This window comes from Aquabacterium sp. A08 (assembly GCF_011742065.1).
The window spans coordinates 1-629 of record NZ_JAAQQT010000413.1 but is presented as its reverse complement, the minus strand read 5'-3'; the positions used below and the strand labels follow the sequence as shown (position 1 = coordinate 629).

Annotated in this window: 1 protein-coding gene and 1 pseudogene; both read left to right on the top strand. The window is 69.8% G+C overall.

Annotated features, from left to right (window positions below):
* Positions 1-26: 26 nt before the first annotated feature.
* The gene (locus HA630_RS27160; protein ID WP_166832213.1) at positions 27-233 is read left to right on the top strand and encodes a DUF2783 domain-containing protein; all 207 of its coding nucleotides are present in this window, start codon (positions 27-29) and stop codon (positions 231-233) included.
* 106 nt (positions 234-339) lie between these two features.
* A pseudogene (locus HA630_RS27155) lies at positions 340-629 on the top strand (YgiQ family radical SAM protein); the annotation flags it as partial.

Here is a 629-nt window from a genome sequence, read left to right as displayed (position 1 = left end):
GCCCACGGCCCCACCAGGAATCCCCCATGAACGCCACCCCCCACACCGCCGCCCCCACGCTGGACATCGCCGGCCTGGAAACCGTGTACGACGCCTTGGCCAGCGCCATCGACCGCGCCGGCCCGGAACACACCGAGCTGTTCCTGGTCAAGCTGGCGCTGCTCAACGCCCAGGCGCTGGGCTGTGCCGAGCGCTTTCAACAGCAGCTCGACGCCGCCTTGCTCGACCTCTGAGCCCCACCGTGGGGCCATGACCGAAACTTCAGCGCGCCGGGCGCCAAAAACCTAAAATCGGGGGTTGCACGCCCATGCCCCGGGGGTGCCGGCCCATCCCCCGCCCATGAACGCCCCCCTCGACGTCTCCTTCTTTGCGCGCGCCGCCAAGCCCATCACCAGCTACAAGCCGTACTGGGCCAAGCGCTTCGGGCCCGCGCCTTTCCTGCCCATGAGCCGGGCCGAAATGGACCGGCTCGGCTGGGACAGCTGCGACGTGATCCTGGTCACCGGCGACGCCTACGTGGACCACCCCAGCTTTGGCATGGCGGTGATCGGCCGGGTGCTGGAGGCGCAGGGCTTCCGGGTCGGCATCATCGCCCAGCCCGACTGGCACAGCGCCGAGCCGTTCAAGGC